The following is a 20,619-nucleotide window of genomic DNA, read 5'->3' as shown; positions in this document are numbered from 1 at the left end:
CGCCTGCAGCCACTCGGCCGGGGACCAGTCGTCGTGCGTGTATGTCAGGTTCGGTTCAGTCCCCCGCCCGGCCGGTGTCGTACGCCCACATCGCGATCTCGACCCTGTTTCGGGCGCCGATTTTGGTCAGCAGGCTGGCGACGTGGGTCTTGGCGGTCGTCAAGCCGATGAATAGCTCGGCGGCGATCTCTGCGTTCGTGCGGCCGCGGGCGACCAGCGTCAGGACCTCCTCCTCGCGTTCGGTGAGCGGCTCGATCGGTTGGGTTCGTCGGCTCGACGGTTCCCTGGCGGCGAGCGTGGCCAGCAGCCGCCGGGTGATGTTCGGCGCGATCAGGGCATCGCCGACGGCGGCGGCATGGACGGCCTGGACGAGCAGTTCCGTCCCGGCGTCCTTGAGCAGAAAGCCTCGGGCGCCGGCTCGGAGCGCGCCCTGGACGTACTCGTCGAGGTCGAATGTCGTGATCACAACTACTGCGATCGGGTCCGGGACGCCCCGCCCTGCGAGGAGCTTGGTCACCTCGATGCCGTCGAGCCCGGGCATCTGGATGTCGACCAGGCACACGTCGGGGCGGAGCCGATGCGCCAGCTCGACGGCGGCGTGGCCGTCGGCGGCCTGGCCGACGACCTCGATGTCGGGCTGCGCGTCAAGGATCATCGACAGGCCGGTGCGCACCAGGTCTTGGTCGTCGGCCACCAGCACGCGCACCGTCATCGGCGTACCTTAGTCGGCAGTTCGGCGTCGACGGTCCACCCGCCCTCGGGCGCCGGTCCGGCACGCAGTGTGCCGCCGAGCAGCTGCACACGCTCGGTCATCCCCAGCAGCCCGAAGCCGTGGTTCGCCGACCGTGCCGGGTCGATCTGTCCGTCGTCGGTCACGCGTAGTCGCAGCGTTTCCGCGCCGTCCACGACCCGGATCTCCACACGTGAGGCGTTGCGGGCGTGCCGCAGGGCGTTGGTCAGCGCCTCCTGCGCCAGCCGGTAGACCGCCACGTCGATCTGGGGCGGAAGTTCGTCCAGGTCATCCGGCAACTCCACGTCGACGACCGGGACCGGGGCGTGTCTGGCGAGGGACACCAGGTCGGCAACGCCGGGCTGAGGGGCGTACCCCGCCGGCGCTCCGTCGCGCAGCACACCGACCATCACCCGCATCTCCGCGAGCGTCCGCGACGCTTCCCCTTCGATCGCCGCCAGCACCTCGAGTGCCGCCTCAGGTCGCTGCCCGGCCATCGCCCGGCCCGCCTGCGCCTGCACAGCGATCGCCGAGACGTGGTGGGCGACGATGTCGTGCAACTCGCGCGCGAGACCGACCCGCTCCTGGACGCGGATCCGGTCCAACTCCCGGCGCCGGCTCTCGGCGCGGTAGCGGAACGCCGCTCCGCCCGCCGCGGCCGCCGCGAGGATGGCGAGCCCGCCGAAGATCTCGGTCGGCCCGATGTAGTCGGGGACCATACCGATTCCCGCGGCGACCGCCACCACCGTCAGCCCGATCACGATCTCGCGCCCTGAGCCCCAGCGGACCAGCGCGTAGACGAGCACCAGGACGTAGATCATCGTGTCGAGGCCCACGCTCGGGGCTCCGCCCAGCAGGCTCGCCAGTCCCGACGCCATCGCGGTGCCGAAGGCCGCCACGACACAGGCCAACGGGTGGGTACGCCGCCACAGCAGCACCGGCGCGAGTCCGACCGCCACGATCGTCGCGAACGGCCGCCAGGCGACGTCGTCCCGGAGGACTCCCTCGAGCAGCGCCGTCACCATCAACGCCCCGACCAGCGCCCAGTCGCGCGACACCCGTTCGGGAACGTCCGTGGCGCGCGGCTCGGCCCACAGCGAGCGCAGGGCGTTGGTGGTCACGCACCCAGCCTAGGGACCGCCGAGGCGCCGGGGACCGACCGAAAGAACGAGACGCCGCTCCTCCCCACGGCCGGGGCGGGTCCGGCCTCGACGACGATGTGCCCGCCGCCGGGCTCGGCGATCGTTGGCCCACCAGTCCTCACCACGACAACGGAGCCCACGATGAGAACACGTCAACCCACGACCGTATTGGACGAGCAGCGGATCCCGGTGAGAGCCAAGCTCGCCGCAGCGTGGACGAGCCTCGTGCTCCTGTACGCCTACGTGGACATTCTCGCCTTCTTCAAACCCGGCGTCATCAAAGACATCGAGGCCGGCGTCGTCTTCGAGTTCGACATCAGCCAGACGTTGTTCACCGTCTTCCTCACGCTCATGGCGATCCCGATCCTCATGGTCGTGCTGTCGATGATCCTGCCTGCCCGGGCGAACCGCGCCACGAACCTCATCGTGGCCTCGGTACAGGTCCCCTTCGCGGCGTTCAACGCGGTGGGCGAGTCCTGGACGTACTTCTACGGCCTCGGCGTCGCACTGGAACTGATCGTTCTCGCCCTCATCCTGCGGTACGCCTGGACCTGGCCCCGCACCGCACCGTCGGCGACCACGACGACCATGGCCACCAGCCCGGACCGTGAAACCGTTCGCGCCCAGCAGTAAGCGTGAACCCAAGCCCATTCCCCATCCTGTTCAGAGCCATCTGCCTCGGTGCCGCGGTGTGGGCCTGCCAGCGGTGGGACACCGACTACGACTGACCTGCCGGTAGGGGCCTTCCAAGGCCCCTACCGGCAGGTCAGATCATCGGATTCGCACACAGGCCCACCGCATCGTCGGCACCGGACCCCAGCGCGGCAACGTCGTCGTTCGCGTCACTGGCACCCGCCACGACGAGCCGACATATCACGTCCGCCAGTCCCCACCGAACACCCAGGAGGTCCCGGTCATGATCCAGGCACACCAGCTCACCAAGCGCTACTGCGACAAGACCGCCGTGCACACCCTCCGCTTCACCATCGCGCCCGGCACCGTCACCGGGTTCCCCCGGTCCCACGCTGCACAGGCAAGTCCACGACATGCGGTTGATCATGGGACTGGACCGGCCGACTTCGGGCACCGTCACGGTCAACGGCAAGCCCTACGGGCAGCACCGTTCCCCGCTGCGGGAGGTCGGCGCCCTGCTCGACACCAAAGCCGTGCACCCCGGCCGCAGCGCCCGCCCGCACCTGCGTGCGATGGCCGCCACCCAACAACATCAAGACTTCCCACGTCAGCGGGTCATCGAGATGCCCAGCCTCTCCGGGGCCGCAACCAAGCGCGTCGGCGGGTTCTCCCTCGGCATGAGCCAACGCTGGGCATCGCCGCCGCAATCCTGGGTGACCCCCGAACGCCGACGATGGTCTCTACCCAGTCCAGGCTGAGAACACGTCAACGTCCGCTTCTCGGCATGAGCGGACGTCAGCGAGTCAGCGCCACATCGTTGGCACACGTGCCATTGCCGCTCGCAGTCGGCGAACGGGTCCACGACGATGATGGCCCATCGGTACACGATGGGCAGTGATCAACCTTGTGCACGGCGAAAGGGGCGTCCTATCTCGCTACGAGATACCCAGTCATCTATCCACATCGGACTTGACCGCGTTGCGCAGGGCGGCGGTGACGTACGACCAGTCGAAGGTCGCCAGGCTGTCCTCGGCACGGGTGGTGATCGTGTCCGGGTCGAGCAGCGTCACACCAGCCTTCGTCAGTCGAGCGACGCTGTCCGCGTACGCGGGGTGCCGACGAAGGACGGGTTTGACACACGGAGCGGCAACGATGGGGACTTCGGTGCCAAGCATCTCGTTGAGCACGCCCAACGCGAACGTGTCGCTGAAACCCGACGCCCACTTGTTCATCGAGTTGAAGGTCAGTGGAGCGGCTAGGGCGTGCCCTGCGGATCTTTTTCATGATCGTGTGCAGATGATGGTGTGTGGTCGGACGTGGTGAGCTGACGGATAGGGCCTGGGCGGCGATCGCGCCGTTGCTGCCCGCGCAGTCGGGGCAGCGGGGTGGCCGGTGGCGGAGTCATCGGCAGGTGATCAACGCGATCTTGTGGCATGAGCGGACGGGTGCGCCGTGGCGTGATCTGCCGGAACGGTATGGGCCGTGGAAGACCGCGCATGAGCGGTTGCGGAAGTGGACCGCGGACGGGACGTGGGACCGCATCCTGGAGCACGTGATCGTCAAGGACGACTCACTCGGCACGCTGGAGGACAACGTCGAGTTCGTGGTCAGTGTCGATTCCACGAGTGTCCGGGCCCACCAGCACCAACTGGCTCTGGGCCGAGCTGAACATCCACCTCGTCGACTGGGAGTTCGTCGGCTACAGCGACACGCCGTACGACGCCGCAGAGCTCGTCGAACACCTCAGCGCCCACGCCATCGACGACGAGTTGTGGATCTCGCTGTTGCCGGACCTCGGCATCGTCGACGTCGCGACGAGCCGCCGGTTCCTTGCTGCGCGGCGCACCGTCACGATCCGCTGGCTCAGCGTCCTATGAAACAGCGCAACGAGCGAGTCGACGAGTTCGAGTTCCAGTTCAGGCGGGTCCGCAAGCTGATGAACAGCGACTTCCTGTGACACATCTGGTGCCGGCGGCGCTGCAGACGAGATGTCCCCCGATCGGGGTAGCGTCATCGGTGCACTGCCGGTTCCGCGATTGCCGTCCAGCCCGCTGCGCGGCACCGGCACCTCGGCCGACTGCCATTCGGCCCACCGCGCGGCCGAACACGGCCTGCCGACCGAATACTTGCCGTGCGTGGGTCAGCTCGACCTACCCGCCGATGACATAGCGACCACCGCAGTCAGCGTCGAAGACGAGCAAGCCGGAGCAGCCACAGCTGCGCGCCCCCGGCCCGATCCGGACCTCCACTTCCTCGGCCGAGCACTGCTGGGCCTGAGGAAGCTCTGAGCAGAGTCAGCGCTGGCCCTCCCGGCACCGACTGGCGACCCTCGGCCGGGTCGCTGAACATGCAAGTAATCGGGACAGATAGAGCGCAGCTCGGCGAACTGCGTCGCAGGTAAAACGACAAGCACTCAAGGCGATGCGATCGAGGTGGCTCAGCCCGTGAGGTGCACGGCGCGGACGAGCGAGCCAGCGGGGTCCATGAGTCGATCCTGTTCGCGGTGACCGTGGGTGATCACCGCGCGCACGTCGGTTGAGGCTCGTCACCCCTGCTCCGCGCCGGCAGCTCACGAGGTCCCTGGGGTGCCGTGGCAGAGCCTGCAACCCACGGGGTGGACGGATGGCCGGGTGAAGTGGTCATCTTGGCGCTCACGACCACGATCCGACCGGAGGGTTTCCGTGTCCATCACCGTTCTCGATGTCGGCGGCACGCATCTTCGCTGGGCTCGCTGGTCTGCCGAACACGGGCTTGACGAAGTCCGCAGCGCGATGACGCCCAGCCTGCGGAACAGTCCACACGCGACAGTCGAGGAGTTGCGGGCGTCACTGGTGAAGGCGATGACCGAACCCGTTCTGCCGGACGCGGTTGCCGGGGTCTCGTTCGGCGCCGCGCTCGATCACCGTACCGGGGTCGTGTACGCGTCCGCGCCCTTGTGGGGGTCGCACGTCGAGCCCTTCGATCTTCTCGGCGCGCTGCGGTCCGCGCGTCCCGATGTGCGCTGGCACGTGGTCAACGACGTCACCGCCGCGCTTCTGCACCTCGCCGCGTCGCCGCACGCGGAAAACCGCCGGAAGATCTTGCTGGCGACGATCAGCACCGGCGTCGCCTGCCGGACCATCGACTCGCGCACCGGGGAGATCGCGCTCGATAGCCTGGGCTTGCAAGGCGAGATGGGACATTTGCCCGCGACAGTCACGATCGACGGCGAACCGGTCGACCTCCGGTGTGACTGCGGACAACCTGGTCATGTCGCGGCCTTCGCTTCGGGCCCGGGACTACGCCGGCTGGGCAAGGTGTTCCGGGACCGGCGACCTCAGCGGTGGGCACGGTCTCGGTTGGCCGGGGACGGGCCGTTCGAAGCCACGCTGAAGTCGGCGCTCGACGAGGCGGATCCGGTGGCGATCGAACTGTTGCGGGCCGCCGCCAAACCGGTGGCCGACGTCGTCCGCACCGCGCTGTGCCTCGATCCGGAGATCGATCTGGTGGCCTTCACCGGCGGTGTCGCGACCGGGCTCGGCCAGCATTACCGGGACGCGCTGACCTTCCACTTGACCGCGGAAGGCCTGTACCTCACCAGCGAACGCGACGCCGGTTGGGTGCTCGACAGGATCCTGATCTGCGATTCCGGCGAGGCGAACGGCCTTGTCGGCGCCGGGCTCGCCGCCCAGGGCCGGCGCAGTCACCGCGCGGTCGTCCGCGCGGGCGGATCGCTGTCCGTCGCCTCGCGGCTGACGAGCGAACCCGGGCCGGGCGAGCTCGTCGTGGCGACCGAGTACGCGGGGCTGTGCGGGACGGACATCCAGATGTTGCGTGGTCTCCGGGATGATCCGGCGCCGGTGATCGGCCATGAAGGGATCGCGACGGTGGTGGCCACGGGTCCGGGAGTCCGGCCGGAGTTCGCCGCGGGCACGCTCGTCGCGATCAACCCGACCCATCCGACGGATCCGAGTTTCCTGTTGGGACACAACGTCGACGGCCTGTTGCAGGAGCGGACCCTACTGCCCGCCTCGGCCGTCGAAGGCGGCCTGGTGCTCCCTCTGCCCGCGAACACGGACCGGACGCTCGGGCCCTTGCTTGAGCCGCTCGCCGTGGCCCGGTACGCGCTGGGGGAACTCGACGCGTTCACGCCCCGGACCTTGATCGTCTACGGCGACGGCGTGATCGGGCATCTCGCCGTGCGCGCAGCCCGCTCTTGGCTCGGCTCGGCGACCCGGGTGATCCTGGTGCACCACACCGAAGCCGGTCTCGCGTTCAGCCGAGCGGCCCCGTACCGCGCGGACGTGCTGTGCACCCGGCTGGACTGGGCGCATCTCGAACCCGGTCCCGTCGGAGCGCTGCTCGCCACCCCGCGCGACGCGACGGTGTTCGCGTTGGAGGCGGTGCTTTCCCTGGGCATCGAAGAACTGGCCGTCGACATCGTGGGCGGGCTGCCACCGGCCGCCACGACACCGCTGCTCCCCGGCGTCGACCTCACCGCGGCCCGGGCCGCGAACTGCGGCGGTCTCCCGGATCCCGCGCGGATCGTGACGACCGGATCGGCCGACGGAAACCGGGTCCGCGTGTTCGGCCACCGCGGGGTGGCCGCCCGGCACCTGTTCGACTCCGCGTCCGAACTCGCCGCCGAACCCGCTCGGTACCGCGACCTGATCACCCACGAGACCGATCTCGAAGGCGCCGCCCGCGTGATGCGCACGCTGGCCGGTTCGCGCGAGCGTGTGATCGACGGCCGGAGACTGCTCAAGCTGTCCGTCCACTTGGGAGCGAGAAAGTGAGTCGCTGCCTACTCGGCCTGACCGAATGGCGGCTCGCCGAGGCAGGCCCCGAGGCCATCCGCAGGACCGCGGCCGCCGGAGCCGATGGACTCCAGCTCGACTTCGGCGGCCCCGGCCGCGGCGAATGGCTGGACGCGCCCGGGCGGCTCCGGGCGTTGCGCGACGCCGCCGCGGCATCCGGTGTCCGGTTGTTCGCGGTGGCGGGCAACCATCTCAACGACATCGGCCTGACCACCACGTCGGCGCAGCCACTCATCGAGCGCCTGCTTGACTCCGCGCACGCGCTCGAAGTGCCGTTGGTCTTCCTGCCGAGCTTCCGGCGCAGCGCCATCGACGGACCCGCCGCCTTCGATCGCACGGCCCGGGTCCTCGCCTGGGCCGCCGCCGAAGCCGAGGCACGGAGTCTGTGGCTGGCGAGCGAGAACGTCCTCGCGCCCCACCGAGCGGCCGAACTCGCCGAACGGGTCGGTTCCCCGGCGTTCCGGCTGGTGCTGGACACCTTCAATCCCGTCAAGGCCGGGCTCCGGCCCGAGTCGCTCGTCGCCGAAGCCGGGGATCTGCTCGCCGACCAGATCCACCTCAAGGACGGCCCGCCCGACGTCGGGAACACGCCCGCTCTCGGCGACGGTGCGGGACGGGTCGAAGACACCCTCGAAGCCCTGCGCGAACACACGATACCGGTGAGCGCCCTGGTACTGGAGAACGACTATCGCGACGGTGATCCCACCAGGCTCGCCACCGACCTCGCCTGGGCGCGCCGCCGCACCCGGTGGTTCACCCCACCGGAAGCCGCCGGCGGCCACCGAGCCCGCGGTGGATCTCCAGGGCCGCGCTCAGTTCCTCCGGTGTGACGTCGTTGACGAAAGTGGCGCCCCCGATCCCGACCGGCAACGGCAACCGCTGCTCGCCGTCACGGTGCCGGACGGCGTCGCGCAAGGCCTGGGCGAGCATTCCCGGCTCGAGCAGCGCGTCCCAGATGGGCAGTTCGAGCATCGTCATCACGGCGAAGACGCGATCGCGCTGGGCTTCGGTGAGCAGCCCGCGACGGTAGGCGAGGATCGTGGAGAGCGCCATGTCGACACAAACGGCCTCGCCGTGCAGGAGCGCGGGCAGCCCACGCATCTCGATCGTCGGGCTGAAGGTGTGGCCGTAATCGACGCACCGTTCCAGTTCGGCTTCCCACAGATTCGGTTCGAGCTCTTCGAGCATGCCGTGGGTGGCGGCGTACAGCACGGCCACCGCGGCCTGGTCGCTTTCCGGGCTGTGGCCCTGGAACTTCTCCGCGAGCAGGCGCGCGCCGTGTTCTTCCAGCAGTTCGAACAGCGCGAAGTCCTTGATCAGCGCGATCTTGAGGATTTCCGCGAGCCCGTTGCTGATCTGACGCCGGTCCAGGGTGGCCAGGAAGTTCCGGTCGAGCAGGGTCAGTTCGGCGTGGGCGTAGGTACCCAGCCGGTTCTTGTGCCCGTTGAAGTTCACGCCCGTCTTCACGCCGACACCCGCGTCGACGAGACCGATGAGCGTGGTCGGCACCCGGAGGAACGGGGTACCGCGCCGGTACAGGCTCGCGGCGAGGCCGACGATGTCCGTCAGGACACCGCCGCCGATGACGATGATGGGCTCGCGACGCCGGGCGATACCGAATCCGTCGAGTTCCTTGACTATTCGCGCCGTCGTCTCGAAATTCTTGACCGTCTCGTCCGCGGTCACCGTCATCATCGCGTACTCCAAGCCATGATGCTCGAAGTAGGCGCGGATCCGGTCTCCGTGGTGGCGGTCGACATTGGCGTCGATCACGACGAACCGGCGCGGTCTGCCCTGATCCTCCCCCTTCTCCAGCAGGTCCGTACGGTCGGAGCGGAAGAGATCCTCACAGAACCGCACCTCGTAGTTGACGCTCTTCTGGGCGCGAACAAGCCAAGAGGCCGACTTCTTCCCCGAATCGGTCATTACCCGTTCCTTTTTCCAGCGGTTATTCGTCAATGAAAAGACCGCGACTTCGCGTCGGTACCGTCATCTTTGCCGGTTCGTGGCCCCGCTGTCGCGTCGGTGAAACGACCACCCGTGAACGCTTCCGACGCCTGTCTTTCGCTCCGCGCGTCAAGTCGCGGGCAACTGCGGATTCTCGTCGGTTGACGGCGGTTCTCCGGCGTTCTTGACGTGATCGACTCCGTCGGTACGCTGGCGTCGGCCGTCGAATCAGCCGACTCCATCACGATAACCCGCGATCGGAGCACGAGAAAATGCGCCGGATCTGCCTGGCCCTCCCCACCGATCGGGCCTGTGCCAGCACGCTGTCGGACTTCCTCGAAGAAGGGGAGTTCGCGGCCAGGAATTTCGACGTCGAGGTCTTCTCATTGATCCTGGATTCGTCCTCGGAACAGGAGTACGCCGAACATGCCGGAATCATCGGCGGCAGGCGCCGAACCGAAAATGTCGTGGTACTGCACCTCGGTGAAACCGAGCAACGGGCGTTCCTTCGCCGAGTGACCGAGGGCGCCGACGCCGGCGAATCGATGCTCGGCCTTCTCCTTCCGCGAGGGGTTTCGTACGGGGCCTGCACCGACCGCGCCTTCCTGATCGCCCGCGCGCTCGGTTGCCGTTCTGTGCACCGCAGGGATTCCGACAGCGGTTACCAGCTCTCCAACGGCGAGAAGGTGTTCCCGGTACACCACGAACTCGCCTCGCTCGGCCGCCGGGCCGCGGACGTGAAGGAGCACGTGACGACCTCGTCGCTCACACCGGAGCACGGCCACAAACCCGTGGTGCTGGTGGGCGGTTCGTTCGTCGGCGAACTTTCGGTCGACATCGGCGACCTCCGCGCCCGGGACCGGACCGCGTACCACGACATCGTGAGCCTGTGGGCGCCCGATGGCTGGACGGACACCCAAAAGGCGGAGCTGGTCGAGGAATCCTTTACCGGCGCGGGCACCGAACCGTTCACCGAAGACCGGTCGGAAGCCGGTTTCGTCGACCCGATGCGCGTCGACATGTGCAACATCGCCTTCCAGCACATCCAGGAACAGGTGCCGTTGCCACCCGCGACCGACACCATCGGCAGCGACTACTTCCTGTTCCATCTCGCGCACAGCGCCCGGTTGCCGGGGGTCGTGCACAACCGCCACATCGTGAACTTCCACACCGGTGAACGGAAGACCGACGCGGGATTCCTGTCCTACCAGCTGAGGCTGACCAAATTCTTCCTGTCCATGCTGTACTTCCACGACATCTACGGCCGGATGGCCGGTGCCGGTGAGGCACTGCTCGATCACCGCCACCGCGTACGCCCCGCGATGATCGCCGATTTCGCCCGGGAGAGCACCGGTTCGGCCGTCGACGCGAACGTCGAGCGCCTCGACCGCATCGACAAGACCTACCGCGGGCTGGGCGGCCGGTACGCCGATTTCGCCGACTTCCTCGCGCCGCGACGGGAAGAACTGATCGCCACGGCACGGCACGACATCGGCGACTTCGCCGTGCTGATCGACACGTGGGAACGGCTGATGACCGCGAGTGCGGCGCAGGGGCTCGATCAGGTATGGCACTAGCGGAAACCGACCGGACCGCATTCGACGGCGGCCGGATCCGGGAAGCGCTCACCGCTGCGGAGCACGATCAGCTCGTCATCGATCTCGCCGGGATCGAGCGCGCCTACGACGCGCTCACCCGTGAACTCCCCGGTGTGACCGTCCGGTTCGCGATGAAGGCCTGTCCGGTGGACGAGGTCCTGACCTGTCTGGCGCGCCGGGGCGCGGGCTTCGACGCCGCCAGTCCCGACGAGATCGTCCAGGCCCTCGGCACCTGCAGCCCGCCGCGGCTGATCCACTACGGCAATACGGTGAAGTCCGACGAGAACATCGCCGAAGCGCACCGGCTCGGCGTACGTGATTTCGCCACCGACAGCGTCGAGGACGTGGTCGCCATCGCGGCCAACGCACCCGGCGCACGGGTGTTCTGCCGGCTCGCGACGACCGGAGCCGGCGCTTTGTGGGGCCTCGGGCGCAAGTACGGCTGCGCGGGAACCGACGCCGTGCGTGTCCTGCTCACCGCGCGGCGGCTCGGATTGCACCCTTCGGGCCTGTCGGTTCACGTGGGTTCCCAGCAGATGACGGTCGCAGCCTGGCACGACGCCTTCGACCGCATCGCCGACGTACTCGTCGCGCTTTCCCTGCGGGGAGTGCACATCGACCATGTCAACCTGGGTGGCGGCCTGCCCGCGGCCGGCTATCTCGACAAGGCGGGCAACCCCCTGCGGCCCCCGGTGGAAAAGATGTTCGCCGCCCTCCGGGACGGCATGCTCCGCCTCCGGCGGCTGGCGGGCCGACCGCTGGCGTTCGTCGTGGAGCCGGGCAGGCACCTGGTCGCCGATCACGGCGTGATCCGGGCCCATGTATCCCGGCTGTCGTCTCGGCGGCAGCTGAACGGGATTCGCGAAAGGTGGCTGTATCTGAGCTGCGGGAAGTTCAACGGGCTCTACGAGACCGACATGCTGCGCTACCGGCTGGTGTTCCCCGGTCATCCCGGCGGCGAGCTCGTCCCGGCGATCGTCGCCGGACCCACCTGTGACAGCGACGACGTGTTCAGCGACGGGCTCACCTTCGCGCAGGTGCCGGAAGCGGCGGAGTCGGGAGATCCGGTGTGGCTGCTCTCGTGCGGGGCGTACTCCATGAGCTACACGACGCGGGGCTTCAACGGGTTCTCGCCCTTGCCGATCACGGTGACGAGGTCGTGACCGGCCGGGACGAAGGCGGCGCCGTGCGGATCAAGGCCATCTCGTCCGGCGATTGGGCCAGCATCGTCCGGCTGGAAACCGAGTCCTATGCGGAGAAGGGATTGTCCGAGCGGCGATGCGTGCTCAAGTCACGGGTGCGAGCCTCACCGGAGACGTGCTTCGTCCTGCGGGCGGGCGGGCGCATCGCGGGTTACGTGCTGGCGTTGCCTTATCCGTTGTTCCGCTTTCCCGGATTCGACCGGCCGGAAGGGCAAGCGTTCACGTCGGGCAACCTGCATCTGCACGATCTCGTCATCGCCCGGGATATGCGGGGCCGCGGACTGGCGAAGGTCTTGCTGAACCGGCTCATCGCGACGGCGCGGTCGAGGCGGCACGACCGGATGTCGTTGATCGCCGTCGCGGGCACCACGGTCTTCTGGTCCGCCAATGGTTTCCACCCGTATCCCGAGGTGCCGGTACCGGGCTACGGCGCGGACGCCGTCTACCTGTCCCGCGCCTTCTGATCCCCGCGGGGCGGTAGGGCCTGGTAGGACAACGCGCCCATCGCAGCGAGGACGGCGCCGCGCAACGACGACTCACCACCGAAGTGCGCGGGCACGACCGGAGCCACCGGGTGTCCCGGCCGCGACAGTGCCGCGGCTTGCCTTCCGACCTCGTCCACGTAGCCGGGGATCCCCGCCGCGAACCCGCCTCCCACGACGTGGACCACCGGGGCCGCCAGTTCGCCGATACCGGCCAGCGCGGCCGCCAGCGCCTGGCAACTGTGCTCGATCGCGGCGACCGCCCACGGCTCGCCGTCCAGGTAGCCGGCGCAGAGCCGGTCGAAAGTCACGGTCGCACCGCGCGCCGCGGAGGCCCGCCGCAGTGTCGCGGGTCCTGAGGCCTCCGCCTGCACGCAGCCCCTCCGGCCGCAGGTGCACGGCGAGCCGCCGCGGTTCACGATCACGTGCCCGAGTTCGCACGCACCGCCGGACATCGCGGACAGCAGACGGCCCCCGAGGACCACCCCTCCCCCGACACCGGTGCCGACGCCCGCGTAGACCAGGCTTGGGACCTTCGCCGCCGAGGCTTCCGCGACGGCGGCGAGCGCGCCGTCGTCAGCCCAGACGATCTCCGATTCCGGGAACAGCGAGCGGAGTTCACCGAACAGGTCGAGCCCGCCCCATGTCTCCCGGTTCGGCCACGTCACCACTCGGCCCGCGGCGTCCACGGTCGCCGCGACGGCGACGCCCACCCCGGCGAACCAATGCTGGGTGGTGCCCCGCAGTTCCCTGACCCGCGACCGCAGGACGGCCAGGTCGTCCACGACGTCCGAGGGCGATTCCGGCCAGCGGTCGAGTGAACTCCACAGCACCTCGCCGTCCGCTTCCTCCGCCCGGCGCACCAGACGTAAGGAGACCTTGGTGCCGCCGATGTCCACCCCGAGATAGCGGGCCTCCGTCACGGGAGCGGGTCCTCGATGGCCCGCAGGAACTCCCGGTACCGGTCGCGGGACCAGCTCGGCGGGCAGGTGTCCTGCCACGGTTTGTCCCGGCCGCTGAAGTGCAGGATCGACGCGGTCCGCTCGGCGCGGACGAGCGAGTCCAGGCTCGCGATGTCCTCCGCCACGTGGACGTAGTCGTCCCGGCTGGCCATGATCGACATGGCGAAGGTGTTCCACTTGCGGTCCAGCCGGAGCCAGTCGTCCGCGACCGACCAGTTCAGCGCGTCCTGATCGGGGAAACGCGCCACTTCGGGCTGTCGCAGGAGGATGTCACCCGCCCGGTCGAGCACACCGGTGGACCGGCATTCGTCCAGGTCGAGCAGGAGCACCCCCGAGTTGAAGTATTCGCGGTCTCCGGGGAACTCGCGCTGTCCCCATGAGGGCAGCGCGCCGCCGCGGCTCATCGTCGGCCGCGCCGAGTCACGGACGGCGCCGACGGCGTGGCCGTCCATGGGCAACGTCAGCAGCTCGCGGAGGTCGTCCAAGATGACCAGATCCGAGTCCAGGTACAGGACACGGGGCTCGTCGGCGAGCACGTGATGCACGTTGAGGCGCAGGTAGATGGCCGCGGTGTACCGCCTCAGCACGGGGAAGCGAGGATCGACCGGCGGGCTCTCCACCAGTTCCAGTTTCAGGCCCAGCCGGTCGCCGTGCGCCCGGATGCGTGTCCGCGCGTCCGCGCTCAAGGCGTCGTACAGGATCACGATCCTGAGGTCGTCGAGGCAGTCCTCGTGCGTGACGGCGAGCGACTGTAGCGCGACCCTCACCGGGAGCTCGAAATTGTCGTCCACCGCACAGACGATCGTCGGCAAGGTGGACTGCGGTTCATTCGCCCCCATCGGAGACCTCGGCTTTCAGCGGCTTGCGGTACTGCCAGAAGCACCGGCGGATACTGGCCTTCAACCGGTCAGAGAACAGGGACAGCGGTCCCACCCAGGAGATCTCGGCGACGGTGATGCCCTGATCGCGTTGATCGGCGTAACACCGCTTCATCAGGGTCATTCCGATGCCGCGGCTGCGTACCGCGTGATCGGTGGCCATCGGGCCGATGATGTGCGGCTGGTTCACCCCGTACGCGCAGAACGCGACCGGTTTCCCCTCGGACACCGCGATATGGCACCCCGCGTTCTCCCTGCCGAGGGAGGCGGCGGCCTCCTCCGCCCAGCCGGGCGGCCAGCCGGCGGGCGGCCACCCGGATCCGGCAGACAGCCAGGCGTGCAGCGCGTCCCGGTCGGCCGTGGTCGCCTCGCGGATCTCGATTCCCTCGCCCAGCAGGCGTTTCTCGTCATCCGCGGTGTCCAGCGAAATCTCCCGCAGGTCGACGTCCATGTTGACCACAGACCGTCCTCGTTCGTACCCGCTGTCCTCGAAGAAGCAGATGGCCGAGGTGTAGTGGAGGTCGACGCCGGGCCACACGTAGTAGGGTGCGTTGCCTTCGACCGCGATCCCGGCCGCTCCCTGGTCCGCCAGCCGGCTTTCCAAGGCCGTCACCAGCCGCCGGGCGATCCCCCGGCGCCGGAAGCCCTCGGCGACGACCAAGAGGTCGAGCGATCCCTCGTCCTCCCCTCTGGCCGATCCCAGCGCGGTGCCCACGAGCCTGCCCTCGTCGATGGCGACGAGGCCGATGCCCTGCCGTCGCAACAGCATCTCCGGATAGTCCGCGGCGTACGGGTCCAACGGGAGCCCAGCGGCGCACAGTGCGGCGATCTCCGCCCGGTCCGCTGTCTCCAAGGGACGGATGTGCATCAGTTTCCTCCGGTTGTCACGGGGTCAGCCGCACGTCTGTGACGGGTTCGCCGACGTCGAGTGCTTCGGTGAGGGAACAGCAGGACAGGCCTTGTTCCTGGTAGACGCCGACCATCAGATCCGTCAGGCGACCGCGGTCGAGCGTCGGCGGGCGCCCGTCGTCGACACCGTCCAGAAAGGACGCGAACCCGTCGTGTGCGAGCATGATCGCTCCCGGCCGGGCCGCGTTGATCACCGGTTCGAGATGCGTCTCGGTCGGCCTGTCCCACCAGTCGCGCAGGGCATCCGTCCAAAGCACGGTGGTCAGCCCCGTGGCGTCCACGGCGGTCCAGCTGTCACGGGAATGCAGGCCGTAAGGCGGCCGGAACCACCGCACCTCACTCCCGAGCCGGTCCTCCAGTTCGCTGCGCGCGTCCCTGGTGCGATGGTGGACCTCGCGCGGATCGATCGACGTCAGCCGCTGGTGGTCGACGCCGTGCAGTCCGACTTCGTGCCCCGCGTCCGCCATCTCGGCGAAAAGCCGCGGGAACCGCCGGACCCGGCCCATCAGGACGAAGAACGTGGCGGTGACACCGTGTTCGCGCAACGCGTCGAGCACCCGCTCGGTGCCATCCGGCTCGGGGCCGTCGTCGTAGGTGAGGACGACGTTCTTCGTCTCGGTGCGGACGGCGTGGACCGACGAGCCCACCGGAGTGGTTTCCGCCTCGTCGTCGCTCATGCGCGCACTTCGAAAACGCCGTAGGAGAAACCGTCCGCCCGGACTTCCCCGTCGCCCCACTCCACTCCGTGGACGGCGAGCGGGCGGACGACGTCGAGATCCAGCCGGGCGGTCGCCGGCTCCCGGCGTCCGTTGACGACCACCAGATGACTCTCGCCCCGGAGGTAGACGAAGGGGTAGTCCTGGAACAGGACCCGCACCGACGCTCCGGTGCCGAGCGCGGGGATCCGCTTGCGCAGCTCGACCAGCCGCCGGACGTGGTGGATCAGGGAGGCCTCGTCCGCCTGGGCGCCCGCGACCGTGGGGCGGTCCGGATCGGGGTCGACCGGGAGGTACAGATCCGCGGCGAGGGCGGTGGAGAACCCGGCGTTCGGGCCCTCATCCCACTGCATCGGCGTGCGCGATCCTTGACGGGCTGTGATGTCCGCCTGGCTGCCCTCCTTGTCCGGCAGTCCCGGGACGTACCGCATCCCGATCTCGTCGCCGTAGTAGATGACCGGCAGCGTCGGCCAGGTGAGCTGGAAGGCGAACGCCGGCGCGACCATGTCCCTGGTGCGCGGGCCGCAGACCAGCCGGGAGAAGTCGTGGTTGGCAGTCGGCAGCGCCGCCAGCCCGCGCCCGGCCGTCGCGGCGTCGACCTCCTGCCATTCCTCCAGGAACGGCTTCATCGAGCCCCGGCCGTCCACGTCGAAGTAGCACGGCCTGCCGTCGGTCCACGGGCCCTGGGTACCGGAGTCGTTGTCCCACAACGAGTGCACCGCCGGCCCGACGAAGTGCAGAAAGAAGTCGGCGTGGAAACCGGCGGGGACGGCGGTCTTCGGAACCCCCCATTCCGACAGCAACGCGCAGTGTGGGTACTCGCGGTCGATCCACTCGCGCAGCTCGCCCCACAGCTTGGCCGTCTCCTCCCAGCCGGGGTCGTCTTTTACCAGCGAGTAGGCCATGTCCATACGGAAACCCGAAACCCCGCGGTCGAACCAGTGGCTCATGATCTCCCGCAGCGCCGCCCGGTTGGCGAGCGGGCCGGGTGCGTCCACGGGTTGCCGCCAGGGCTCGGCCGGATCGAGCCGGGCGTAACCGAAGTTCAGCGCGGGCTGGGCCGGATAGAAGTTGGCCCGGTAGAACCCGCCCCTGTTGCCCAGGTTGGGCACCCATTCGCGGACCGGTGAGGAGATCCGGTCGGACCAGATGTACCGGTCGTCGCCCGGCGTTTCGGCCGACTCCCGGAACCAGGGATGCCGATGGGAGGTATGCCCGGCCACGAGATCGAAGAGCACGCGGATACCGCGGTGGCGGGCCGCCTCGATCAACGCCACGGCGTCCTCGTCGGTGCCGTACCGCGGCGCGATCGTCAGGTAATCCACCACGTCGTACCCGCCGTCGGCGAACTCCGAGGCGAAGCAGGGGCTCAGCCAGATGGCGTCGACCCCCAGCCACCTCAGGTAGTCCAGGCGCCCGGTGAGCCCGGCCAGGTCACCGATGCCGTCGCCGTCGGAATCGGCGAACGACGGCGGGTACACGTGGTACAACACGGAATCCGCCAGCCAGGACGAAGCGGCGCGGGACTGGGACATGGGTGTGAGACCTTTCGCCACGGTTAGGGAAGCCGGACGGACAGCTTGTGCCGGAAGAAGTTCCGGGGATCCCATCGCGCCTTGACCTGCTGCAGGCGCGGGTAGTTGTCCCGGTAGTAGAGGTCGTGCCAGGCGGCGGTGGAGGTGTTGAACCGTGGATCGGCGACATCGGTGTCGGCGTCGTTGACGTAGCTGCCGCCGGTGACGCCGTTGGGCACCGGGACACCACCCGTCTCCGCGTACACCGCGCCGTAGAACTCCCTGTTCCAGCCGACGAACTTGGCGTCGTCGGCCGGATCGTTCCAGATCACCGTCCACAGCAGGTTCAAGGAGCAGTCCCGGTGCGGGAAGGCGGTGTCGTTGCGGCCGACCGCGTTGATCCGGCCACCGAAGGACAGGAACGATACCCCGATCGTGGGGTTGTCGATGTCGGTGCGGGTGAGATACCGGTAGAGCGCGTCGATCTGCGAATCCGGCATGGTCCCGCGCATCATGGCCGACTTGAAATCGCTGCGCAGTGCCGGGTCGTTCGCCTGACTGTTCGTCGTCGCGCGCTGCAGGGTCGATCGCAGCCACGGCATCCGCGTCACGTGGTGTTTCGCGTTCGGCGCGACACCGTCGAGGATCTCCGCGTGGTAGCGCTCGAGCATCCGCTCAGCGCCCGGGAGGGTCGCGTCCACCTGGGTGCCCATGCCGATCGGGCCCGCCGACCGGAGGGGAAGCCCCAGTCCCCCGGTTAGCGCCAGGTAGGGCGAGTCGGGGTGTTTGTGCTTCTCATGGAACCCGCTGTAGTTCTTCAGCAGCCGGGCGAACTTCTCCTTGGTGAAGTCCGCCCACGGCAGCCCGAGGCCGGCGAAGAGCACTTCGGCGGGCGGCTGCGGAAGGATCTTGCGCGGGTCGTTCCCCTTCGCCCCCGGCGAACGGAACCAATAGCGGGTGACCACGCCGAAGTTCCCGCCGCCACCGCCGGTGTGGGCCCACCACAGGTCGCGGTGGGGGTCACCGGGCTCCCTCGTCGCCACCACCTTGCGGACGCCGCCCCGAGCGTCGACCACGACCACCTCGACCGCGTAGAGGTGGTCGACCGCCATCCCGTGCAGCCGGGACAGGAACCCGTGTCCACCACCCGCGAAATGACCGCCCGCGCCGATCGAGTAGATGATGCCGGCGGGAATCGTGACGCCCCAAGCCTTGTAGAGGCGGTCGTACATGTCCATCAGGATGGCGCCCGGTTCGACGGCGACCGCGCCGCGCTCGGCGTCGAAGTACACCCGGTTCATCTCGGAGAGGTCCAGCACCACCTGGACCTCCGGATTGAACACGAAGTCCTCGACGCAGTGGCCGCCGCTCCGGACGGTGAGCCGCTTGCGCTCGCTGACCGCCTTGCGCACGACCTCGATCACCGAGGCCGTCGAGTCCGCGACGTAGATCGCCTCGGGATCGGCGACGTACCTCGGGTTGAGGCCGCGGATCAGGTCGCGATACCGCCCGTCCGCCGCGGTTATCGCGACCGGGCCGAAACCGGCGGCCTCCGTGCCCGCGACCGCCGCGGGAACCGCCTGGGCGGGTACGAGGGCGGAGGGCCCTAGCACGGTGGCGGCGGTCCCCGCGGCGACCGTGCCCGCCAGGAACCTGCGTCGTCCGATTCCGCCGGTGTCTTTCATTGCGTTCTCCAGTTCACGTGCGAAGCCCCGCCGCCGCGCAGTTTCAGGCATGGGCGGACAACGGTTTGACAGGTGGAAGGCACCGTCGGCCCGGGTATCGGCGGGAGCCGGCACCCGGGCCGCCGCGAGGCGACGTTCGGCTATCCGTTGGCCTCAAGCTGGGTGTCGCAGCGCTTCTCCAACTCACCGGCGAGCAGTTCCCAGGTCTCGGCGCAATTCCGGGCGAGGTCGGCGACGACGTTCGTGCAATGTGAGGGAAGGAAGTCGACCAGGCCGTTCAGATGCGCCGACATCGAATGCGTCGCGCCGATCAAGCGGAGAATCCGCCTGCCGGTGATGCTGAGCCGCAGCGACGGATCGCGCTCCAGGGCCTGCAGCGCGCTGACGGATCCGAGCTTTGCCTGCAACGCCTCCGCCGCGGCGGCCACCGCGCCAGCGATCCGGCGTTCCTCGGCCGAGGCCGTCTTATCCGCTTCGGGCGAATTCTTGCTGTACGCCTTCGGGATCGGATCCTCGCCGCGCCTGAGCCGGTCCCGCACGTCGCGGACGGTGCCGACGGCGATCCCCGACGACCTCGCGACCTCGCTGAGCGAGGCGTCCGGACGCTCCGAGATCAACTCGGCCGCACGAAGCCGCCCCGCGGAACTGTCGAGCGGACGCGCACGGCCGTCCTTCCCGATACGCACCGCCCTGGCGTTTCCGGAATCCGGAGACACCTTGCCCCGGATGGAACTGATCTTCTTCGCCGACAACCCGGCGATCTTCGAAATCGAGCGATCCGACCAGTGCGGGAAGAATCTGATGATTCTTTCCGCGGCCGACTCACGATCGGCCTTGGTCAGCGGAAGGCCGTGCTTGGTATTCACTTCCACCGCGTGGACGAACGCGGATTCGGATCCTCCGTCGTAGAAGGTGACCTCGATGGTGGAATCGCCTCGCAGCTCTGCCGCGCGGAGGCGATGCATCCCATCGATCACTTTTCCGGTCTGCCGGTGGACGAGAATCGGCGGCAGTTTCTGGTCGAGTTCGGCAAGCATACTGACGTAGTCGAGGTCTTCACCCGAAAGCCGGAGGGATTCCCCGGGAAGCAGTGATTTTATATCGACAACGGCAGACTGTACGGTCTCTGGTCTCTCTTCCGCAGCCTTCGATTCGGACGACTGCACCCATTCATCAACATACGAATGCACTATCAGTGTTCCCCCAGTCAGAACAGTTGATGTCGCATTTCGCACCTTACCGCGCGCCATCCACCATGATCAAGCAGTTGCGGAAATTTGGTCTGGACCTCCCTCTGCCCCGGTCCTTTACGCAGGGTAGTCACGAAAAGGCCTGTTCCACGCCCCCTGCATGAGGGAGCGTCGGTCTTCAACTGCGGACTCGCGGCAGTTGCCCGGGCGGCCGCACGGTTGGGCCGGGCCTGTA

The 20,619-nt window shown here is 68.5% G+C and carries 20 protein-coding genes and 1 pseudogene; 10 read left to right on the top strand and 11 right to left on the bottom strand.

Annotated elements, in window-relative coordinates; genetic code table 11:
* Positions 1–55: 55 nt before the first annotated feature.
* Together AC0685_RS33310 and AC0685_RS33305 are read right to left on the bottom strand one after the other, a co-directional pair.
* Positions 56–712, bottom strand: a complete 657-nt coding sequence (locus AC0685_RS33310; protein ID WP_478229139.1) for a response regulator — start codon at positions 710–712, stop codon at positions 56–58.
* Entirely contained in the window at positions 709–1,851 is a 1,143-nt protein-coding gene (locus tag AC0685_RS33305; protein ID WP_478229138.1) for a sensor histidine kinase, read from the bottom strand. Before AC0685_RS33305 ends, AC0685_RS33310 begins: the two co-directional genes overlap by 4 nt.
* 162 nt (positions 1,852–2,013) lie before the next feature.
* On the opposite strand from AC0685_RS33305, the gene AC0685_RS33300 reads away from it, so the two are divergent.
* Both AC0685_RS33300 and AC0685_RS33295 read left to right on the top strand, forming a co-directional pair.
* Positions 2,014–2,505 carry a DUF6326 family protein gene (locus AC0685_RS33300; protein WP_478229137.1) on the top strand — a complete coding sequence of 164 codons (492 nt, stop codon included), beginning with the start codon at positions 2,014–2,016 and terminating at the stop codon, positions 2,503–2,505.
* Positions 2,506–2,918: 413 nt separating this feature from the next.
* Positions 2,919–3,263 carry a hypothetical protein gene (locus tag AC0685_RS33295; RefSeq protein ID WP_478229136.1) on the top strand — a complete coding sequence of 115 codons (345 nt, stop codon included), beginning with the start codon at positions 2,919–2,921 and terminating at the stop codon, positions 3,261–3,263.
* 192 nt (positions 3,264–3,455) lie between these two features.
* Here AC0685_RS33295 and AC0685_RS33290 read toward each other — a convergent pair whose 3' ends face one another.
* Entirely contained in the window at positions 3,456–3,737 is a 282-nt protein-coding gene (locus tag AC0685_RS33290; protein ID WP_478229135.1) for a hypothetical protein, read from the bottom strand.
* A 74-nt stretch (positions 3,738–3,811) separates the two neighbouring features.
* On the opposite strand from AC0685_RS33290, the pseudogene AC0685_RS33285 reads away from it, so the two are divergent.
* From AC0685_RS33285 to AC0685_RS33265, 5 genes and pseudogenes are all read left to right on the top strand, one after another.
* A pseudogene (locus AC0685_RS33285) lies at positions 3,812–4,123 on the top strand (transposase); the annotation flags it as partial.
* Between the two features lie 7 nt (positions 4,124–4,130).
* On the top strand, positions 4,131–4,382 hold the full coding sequence (locus AC0685_RS33280) for a hypothetical protein (RefSeq protein ID WP_478229163.1): 252 nt from the start codon (positions 4,131–4,133) through the stop codon (positions 4,380–4,382).
* A gap of 111 nt (positions 4,383–4,493) precedes the next feature.
* The gene (locus tag AC0685_RS33275) at positions 4,494–4,793 is read left to right on the top strand and encodes a hypothetical protein (RefSeq protein WP_478229134.1); all 300 of its coding nucleotides are present in this window, start codon (positions 4,494–4,496) and stop codon (positions 4,791–4,793) included.
* A 393-nt stretch (positions 4,794–5,186) separates the two neighbouring features.
* Positions 5,187–7,280, top strand: a complete 2,094-nt coding sequence (locus AC0685_RS33270) for an ROK family protein (protein WP_478229133.1) — start codon at positions 5,187–5,189, stop codon at positions 7,278–7,280.
* Positions 7,277–8,131 carry a sugar phosphate isomerase/epimerase family protein gene (locus AC0685_RS33265; RefSeq protein WP_478229132.1) on the top strand — a complete coding sequence of 285 codons (855 nt, stop codon included), beginning with the start codon at positions 7,277–7,279 and terminating at the stop codon, positions 8,129–8,131. Before AC0685_RS33270 ends, AC0685_RS33265 begins: the two co-directional genes overlap by 4 nt.
* On the opposite strand, the gene AC0685_RS33260 is transcribed toward AC0685_RS33265, so the two are convergent.
* Positions 8,055–9,227, bottom strand: a complete 1,173-nt coding sequence (locus AC0685_RS33260) for a sedoheptulose 7-phosphate cyclase (RefSeq protein WP_478229131.1) — start codon at positions 9,225–9,227, stop codon at positions 8,055–8,057. The genes AC0685_RS33265 and AC0685_RS33260 overlap by 77 nt on opposite strands.
* Before the next feature lie 293 nt (positions 9,228–9,520).
* On the opposite strand from AC0685_RS33260, the gene AC0685_RS33255 reads away from it, so the two are divergent.
* From AC0685_RS33255 to AC0685_RS33245, 3 genes are read left to right on the top strand one after another with little or no spacing between them, the layout of a single operon-like run.
* The gene (locus AC0685_RS33255) at positions 9,521–10,825 is read left to right on the top strand and encodes a DUF6271 family protein (protein WP_478229130.1); all 1,305 of its coding nucleotides are present in this window, start codon (positions 9,521–9,523) and stop codon (positions 10,823–10,825) included.
* Positions 10,816–12,009 carry a type III PLP-dependent enzyme gene (locus AC0685_RS33250; protein WP_478229129.1) on the top strand — a complete coding sequence of 398 codons (1,194 nt, stop codon included), beginning with the start codon at positions 10,816–10,818 and terminating at the stop codon, positions 12,007–12,009. Before AC0685_RS33255 ends, AC0685_RS33250 begins: the two co-directional genes overlap by 10 nt.
* On the top strand, positions 12,006–12,512 hold the full coding sequence (locus tag AC0685_RS33245) for a GNAT family N-acetyltransferase (RefSeq protein ID WP_478229128.1): 507 nt from the start codon (positions 12,006–12,008) through the stop codon (positions 12,510–12,512). The genes AC0685_RS33250 and AC0685_RS33245 overlap by 4 nt, the downstream gene beginning before the upstream one ends.
* On the opposite strand, the gene AC0685_RS33240 is transcribed toward AC0685_RS33245, so the two are convergent.
* The 7 genes from AC0685_RS33240 to AC0685_RS33210 form a co-directional block, all read right to left on the bottom strand.
* A complete protein-coding gene (locus tag AC0685_RS33240; RefSeq protein ID WP_478229127.1) occupies positions 12,491–13,453 on the bottom strand; it encodes an ROK family protein in 963 nt (320 codons plus the stop codon). The genes AC0685_RS33245 and AC0685_RS33240 overlap by 22 nt on opposite strands.
* Positions 13,450–14,283: a glycosyltransferase family 8 protein gene (locus AC0685_RS33235; protein ID WP_478229126.1), complete on the bottom strand. Its 834-nt coding sequence runs from the start codon at positions 14,281–14,283 to the stop codon at positions 13,450–13,452. Before AC0685_RS33235 ends, AC0685_RS33240 begins: the two co-directional genes overlap by 4 nt.
* 34 nt (positions 14,284–14,317) lie before the next feature.
* Positions 14,318–15,238, bottom strand: a complete 921-nt coding sequence (locus AC0685_RS33230) for a GNAT family N-acetyltransferase (protein WP_478229125.1) — start codon at positions 15,236–15,238, stop codon at positions 14,318–14,320.
* A gap of 16 nt (positions 15,239–15,254) precedes the next feature.
* Complete coding sequence (locus AC0685_RS33225; protein ID WP_478229124.1) at positions 15,255–15,956, bottom strand: polysaccharide deacetylase family protein; 702 nt, start codon at positions 15,954–15,956, stop codon at positions 15,255–15,257.
* Complete coding sequence (locus tag AC0685_RS33220; RefSeq protein WP_478229123.1) at positions 15,953–17,530, bottom strand: alpha-amylase family glycosyl hydrolase; 1,578 nt, start codon at positions 17,528–17,530, stop codon at positions 15,953–15,955. Before AC0685_RS33220 ends, AC0685_RS33225 begins: the two co-directional genes overlap by 4 nt.
* A gap of 23 nt (positions 17,531–17,553) precedes the next feature.
* Positions 17,554–19,194, bottom strand: a complete 1,641-nt coding sequence (locus tag AC0685_RS33215; protein ID WP_478229122.1) for an FAD-binding oxidoreductase — start codon at positions 19,192–19,194, stop codon at positions 17,554–17,556.
* A gap of 140 nt (positions 19,195–19,334) precedes the next feature.
* The gene (locus tag AC0685_RS33210; RefSeq protein WP_478229121.1) at positions 19,335–20,444 is read right to left on the bottom strand and encodes a ParB/RepB/Spo0J family partition protein; all 1,110 of its coding nucleotides are present in this window, start codon (positions 20,442–20,444) and stop codon (positions 19,335–19,337) included.
* Between the last annotated feature and the right edge of the window lie 175 nt (positions 20,445–20,619).

It is taken from the genome of Amycolatopsis sp. NPDC043889, assembly GCF_056435645.1.
This window is presented reverse-complemented; position numbering and strand designations above follow the sequence as displayed.